Source organism: Paenibacillus forsythiae T98, from assembly GCF_000520735.1.
GTDB lineage: Bacteria > Bacillota > Bacilli > Paenibacillales > Paenibacillaceae > Paenibacillus_AQ > Paenibacillus_AQ forsythiae.
The window spans coordinates 1-5,254 of sequence record NZ_ASSC01000020.1 but is presented as its reverse complement, the minus strand read 5'-3'; the positions used below and the strand labels follow the sequence as shown (position 1 = coordinate 5,254).

6 protein-coding genes and 1 other annotated feature are annotated in these 5,254 nt (G+C 54.6%); all 6 genes read right to left on the bottom strand.

The genetic code is table 11. The annotated features are described in order from the left end of the window. Positions 1-1,230, bottom strand: a 1,230-nt coding sequence (gene leuS / locus L692_RS0100600; protein WP_025696243.1) for a leucine--tRNA ligase, incomplete at its 3' end; no start/stop codon positions are given. A 157-nt stretch (positions 1,231-1,387) separates the two neighbouring features. Next, positions 1,388-1,674, bottom strand: a binding site (T-box leader). A 61-nt stretch (positions 1,675-1,735) separates the two neighbouring features. After that, a complete protein-coding gene (locus L692_RS0100595; protein WP_025696241.1) occupies positions 1,736-2,803 on the bottom strand; it encodes an AI-2E family transporter in 1,068 nt (355 codons plus the stop codon). A gap of 237 nt (positions 2,804-3,040) precedes the next feature. Beyond that, positions 3,041-3,250 carry a hypothetical protein gene (locus tag L692_RS0100590; protein ID WP_025696239.1) on the bottom strand — a complete coding sequence of 70 codons (210 nt, stop codon included), beginning with the start codon at positions 3,248-3,250 and terminating at the stop codon, positions 3,041-3,043. A gap of 12 nt (positions 3,251-3,262) precedes the next feature. Continuing rightward, complete coding sequence (locus L692_RS0100585) at positions 3,263-3,784, bottom strand: PRC-barrel domain-containing protein (RefSeq protein ID WP_025696237.1); 522 nt, start codon at positions 3,782-3,784, stop codon at positions 3,263-3,265. A 13-nt stretch (positions 3,785-3,797) separates the two neighbouring features. Then, on the bottom strand, positions 3,798-4,943 hold the full coding sequence (locus tag L692_RS0100580; RefSeq protein WP_025696234.1) for a cysteine desulfurase family protein: 1,146 nt from the start codon (positions 4,941-4,943) through the stop codon (positions 3,798-3,800). 208 nt (positions 4,944-5,151) lie between these two features. Beyond that, positions 5,152-5,254 (bottom strand): zinc ribbon domain-containing protein (locus L692_RS30940; RefSeq protein ID WP_156940265.1); only part of this gene is annotated, 103 nt, incomplete at its 5' end.

The following is a 5,254-nucleotide window of genomic DNA, read 5'->3' as shown; positions in this document are numbered from 1 at the left end:
TTCCTCAAGCCGGGAGATCATGGCGGCGATGGCCGCCGTGTTGTCCAGCCCGTTCAGGAAGTCGGAATTGACATGCGGGCCGTCGCCGGTATAGGCCTCCTCTTGCACATTGCCCCCCTCAACAACCTCGATGATGTCAAGTCCGAACTGCTTGGCGAACTCCCAGTCCCGGGTATCATGCCCGGGAACGGCCATAATCGCTCCGGTGCCGTATCCGGCCAGGACATAGTCCGCGATCCAGATCGGCAGCTTGGCGCCGTTGACCGGATTGACCGCATAGGCCCCGGTGAACACGCCGGTCTTCTCCTTCGCAAGATCGGTCCGTTCCAAATCGCTCTTGCGTGAGGCCAGCGTCTGGTACTCCTCCACGGCCGAACGCTGAGCCTCCGTCGTAATCGACGCCACCAGCTCATGCTCGGGCGCGAGCACACAGTAGCTTGCTCCGAACAAGGTGTCGGGACGAGTGGTGAACACAACCAACGCCGCATCATGACCGTCGATGCCGAAGGTCACTTCGGCGCCCTTCGATTTGCCGATCCAGTTGCGCTGCATGTCCTTGATGCTCTCCGACCAGTCCAGCTCCTCCAGGTCCTCCAGCAGACGCTCGGCGTATTCGGTAATCTTCAGAATCCACTGGCGCATCGGTCTGCGGATGACGGGATGCCCGCCGCGCTCGCTTTTGCCGTCGATCACTTCTTCATTGGCCAGTACGGTGCCAAGCGCCGGACACCAGTTCACCGGCACTTCCGCCACGTAAGCCAGGCCGCGTTTGTACAGCTGAATGAAGATCCACTGCGTCCATTTATAGTAGGCAGGGTCCGTCGTGCTGATCTCGCGGTCCCAATCGTAGGAGAAGCCCAGCGATTTGATCTGGCGGCGGAAGTTATTGACGTTCTTGATCGTAATATCGCGCGGATGCTGCCCCGTGTCGAGCGCATGCTGCTCGGCGGGCAGACCGAAGGCGTCCCAGCCCATCGGGTGAAGCACATTGTATCCGCGCATCCGCTTGTAACGGGAGACGATGTCCGTCGCCGTATAGCCTTCCGGATGTCCTACATGCAGGCCGGCTCCCGACGGGTACGGAAACATGTCGAGCGCATAGAATTTCGGCTTGCCCGCTTCCTCGCCGGTCTTGAAGGTATGATGTTCTTCCCAATACTGCTGCCATTTCGGTTCCAGTACCTGCGCCCGGTAACCCTGCGCGGCTGCATTTCCCTTGCTGTCGCTCATTTGCTATTCCTCCTTGAATTGCTGCGAACCTTTAAACTTCAAATTGGCCGAACCCCTCTTTGGCGGTCTTTTTTGCTTGCAATATCAGGAAGTCCAATCCCGAAAGCCTGAAACTTTCTGATATTATCAAAAAACCTCCCATCCATAGCGTAAAAACGCTAGGGACGAGAGGCTGAATTCCCGTGGTACCACCCTAATTAGCAGACGGACATTCCTAGCCGCCCTGCTCACTCTAACGCCCTGTAACGGGGGCGGGCCGACGGCGGTTAACGCTTGGACGCTTCTTTCCATTGATTACTGCTCTTTCGGTCCGGAAGATAGCCCAGCGGCTTGCGCCGTTTCTCCGAGGCGAGTTCATTTCGCTGTCGTCAACCGGCTTTCACCAAGTACACCGGCTCTCTGAATGACGCATCCGAAATTAATGCTCCTCATCCATGAATCATTTGAAGTTCATTTTCCACAACATTATATACAATACCCGCCGCCTCAGTCAATGCGCATTCCGTTATACCGGCTTCCGCTTGATATAATAGCCGATGACATGCTGAAGAACAACCTTCCCCGCCGCGAAGCAGGGCACCGCCAGAATCAGCCCGACTATTCCGGCCAGCTCGCCGCCCACCAGAAGCGCAAAAATAATGAGCAGCGGATGCAAATGAAGCGTCCGGCCGACCACCTGCGGCGAAATTACGTTGCTCTCCAGCATCTGGCACAGCGTATTCACTACGACGACAAGCAGCACGAGCCGAAGCGATATGGTCGACGCCATGACAATCGCGGGAGCCGCGCCGAGAAAAGGGCCCAAATACGGGACAAGCTCAAATATGGCCACAAGACTCGCGAACAGCAGCGCATAGGGCATTCCGATGAACGCGTAGCCGATATAGGCAAGTATGCCGATGATCAGACTGACCAGGAACTGGCCACGGATGTAATTGCCGAGCGCCTCGTCGATATCTTTTAACATCGTCACGATGGATTTGCGCCGGGAGCGCGGGAGACAGGAGACAAGGGCGCGTTCAAACACATCGAAATCCTTCAGAATATAGAACACCAGAAAAGGCACGATGAAAGCGTCGAACAGCACGCCGATGGTCGTTCCGATATGGTCCAGAAAATACGAAATTCCCCCGGCGAGCCGGTTCTCCAGCTGAAAAAACCAGTTGTTCATCCCCATTTCCACTCCGGGCGGAATCAGACGGGTATTCATGCTGTGCATAAGCCCCTGCGCTCTAAGCGTCATTTCCGGCAAATGCTCGTTAAGCTCCTCAAGCTGCTTGATCAGCATCGGAACGAGGTTGACGGCAATGACGGCAATCGTAGTCAGGAATACGGCATAGATCAGCAGAACCGCGACTCCCCGCGGCATTTTTCGACCCGCCAGCATGCTGACAACGGGATTAAGCACATACGATATAATCATGGCGGCCAGAAAAGGGGCCAGCACCGCTTTCAAAAAGTCGAATATATGCTGCAGCATGGGATGAAGCAGCCAGACGAAATATAAAATGATCAGAGCCAGAAGCACTCCGACCATCCAGCGAAACCATTTGTTCCCGGACCATTGCTCCATGGCGTTACCCTCCTGCGGCAAAACTGGACTGGCTTGTAAAATAAGTATATGTCTGTCCGCCGCAAAATAACCGCCGTTTCCGAAAGCCGTATCCCGGCCGGTTGCCCGGCCCTATTTTTCAATAACGAAAACAGCAAAAAACGCCCAAGCATCCCTGCCGCATTAACAGCAGCAAGGAGACCTGGACGCCGAGTGTTCTTATGTAACCGCCTCTTGAGACAAGCGCTTAAGCCTGCCTCAGGAAGTGGCGTGAATGTGCGGAAACTCCTGCGCGATTTCTTCTCCGCAGAACAAATCGTCCAGCGAGCTGAGCGTTCCGTCCTCTTCAACCTGATAGACCGACATTTTCTCGCCGTTGACGGTCAATTCGATGAAACATCCCCAGCAATAAAATTGATGGGAACCAATCTTGCCAATATCCTTGGACCCGCAGTTTGGACACTTCATACCTCATTCCACCTATCCGTTAACAATATTAATATCTTTCTCCAATCGTTCTTCACTGAGTGCCGGAACCACCACCGCATTCTCTCCAATGGACATTTCCGGCAGGCAACGCAGCCATTTACGACCTTCCATCAAATCAGTCACAAGCCCGTCGCTAATTTCAAGGGCTACTATTGTGTTTCCCAACTTTTGGTCAAAATAAACATCAGACACTTTTCCGAGAATCGTTCCGGTCTCAGTTACGACCTGCATGTCTTTCAATTTGCTCTTGCCCTCCAGAAAGGTATGGGGTATGCTGCCTGCGTCCATCTTCTGGATGGACCCCTCATTCTGTATCATCACGGCATCCTCGCCGTAGGCGACAATGTCTTCCCATGCCACAACTTTCACATGACTGCCGAAAAAAGATTTGCTTTCCAGTTCAATACCCGTAATGTTCCAGTTTGAATCTAAAATACAATCGACAATTTTGCCTGCTTCCTTGCCTTCCTCGACTCCAAACACATTCAGACCGATAAAATCCTGAAGTCTCATGGTTGCAAATCCCCTACTCTTTAGTACGCAGCCGATTCAAAATAGTTTCAATTTTCCGGGCAACATGTTCCATTTCTTCAGTAGTATTACCCAAACCGGTGCTGAATCGAATCGCCGAGCTTAACTGATCGTCCGGAAGATTCATCGCCCTCAGCACATGGGAAATTTCAAGGGACCCCGAGGTGCAGGCCGACCCGCTTGAAGCGGCGATGCCCTCCATATCGAGATTCATCAGCATGACGTCCGTGCGGACGCCGGGGAAGCTGATATTCGTAATATGCGGCAATCCGTGCATGGCATTCCCGTTAATTCTGTATGCGTCCGGTCCAATGCCCTGATTCAATGTCTCCAAGAGACGGCGGCGCAGCGCCAGCGCTTCCTCATGCCTGCCCGCCTGCCCCTCAATGGCGAGTTCGACAGCCTTGGCGAACCCGGCCGCGCCGGCCAGATTCTCTGTTCCCGCCCGGCGTCCCCGCTCCTGCAAGCCTCCGTGCAGCCGGGGATGCAGCGGTAAGCCGCGCCGGACATAGAGGCCGCCGATGCCCTGGGGCCCGTTGATCTTGTGCGCGGTGAAGCTCATATAGTCCACAGGCAGGCTATGCAGCGAAATCGGGATGGAACCGAGCGCCTGCACGGCGTCGACATGGAATAATATGCCCTTCTCCCGCGCCAGTCTGCCAATCTCTTCAATCGGCTGCACCGTGCCCACTTCATTGTTGGCAAGCATGACGCTGATCAGGAACGTGTCGTCCCGAAGCTCAGCCTCAAGGTCCTTAAGAGCAACCCGGCCCGTCCGGTCCACTGGAAGATAAGTCAGGGAGTACCCTTCCCTCTCCAGCTCCTCGCAGGCATGCAGAACGGCGTGATGCTCGATAGCCGTCGTGATGATATGACCGCCCTTGCGGGAATAGGCCGCGCCGAACAGCGCCAGGTTGTCGCTTTCCGTGCCTCCTCCGGTAAAAATCCATTCATCGGGAGAGCAGCCCAGCCGCGAGGTGATGGCATCGCGCGCGCCGCTCATGATCTTCTTGGCGGAGCGGCCGACCATGTGCACGCTTGAGGCGTTGCCGAATTGCTCTGTCATTACCTTCATTATGACCTCCGCTACCTCCGGGTGAACCGGCGTCGAGGCGGCATGGTCCAAATAAATGGGCTTCATGTATAAAACTCACTATCCTTATCTCTTAAGTCTGTCCGATAAATTGTATATCATTCGGCACAATCATAGGTTACCATAAATTAACAAATTGAACACTCCCCTCCCTACGCTTAGGCTTAGGCTTAGAGGAGGAGATTCTTGGGTAGTCCCTTCTACCGAAGAGAAATTGACCAAGCGAACCCTGCCGTCCCGGCAGTTCGTGTAAGGCTTATATCTCAAGGAGCCTTTTACCTTCGGCCAGGATGTTATAGCTGGCGTTGAGGTCCCGGTCATGGATGGTTCCACACGACGGGCAGGTCCATTCGCGTACG

Coding starts and splice junctions, on each gene's coding strand:
- L692_RS0100580 (WP_025696234.1), bottom strand. CDS start 4,943: ATGAAGCCCATTTATTTGGACCATGCCGCCTCGACGCCGGTTCACCCG.
- L692_RS0100585 (WP_025696237.1), bottom strand. CDS start 3,784: ATGAGACTTCAGGATTTTATCGGTCTGAATGTGTTTGGAGTCGAGGAA.
- L692_RS0100595 (WP_025696241.1), bottom strand. CDS start 2,803: ATGGAGCAATGGTCCGGGAACAAATGGTTTCGCTGGATGGTCGGAGTG.
- L692_RS0100590 (WP_025696239.1), bottom strand. CDS start 3,250: ATGAAGTGTCCAAACTGCGGGTCCAAGGATATTGGCAAGATTGGTTCC.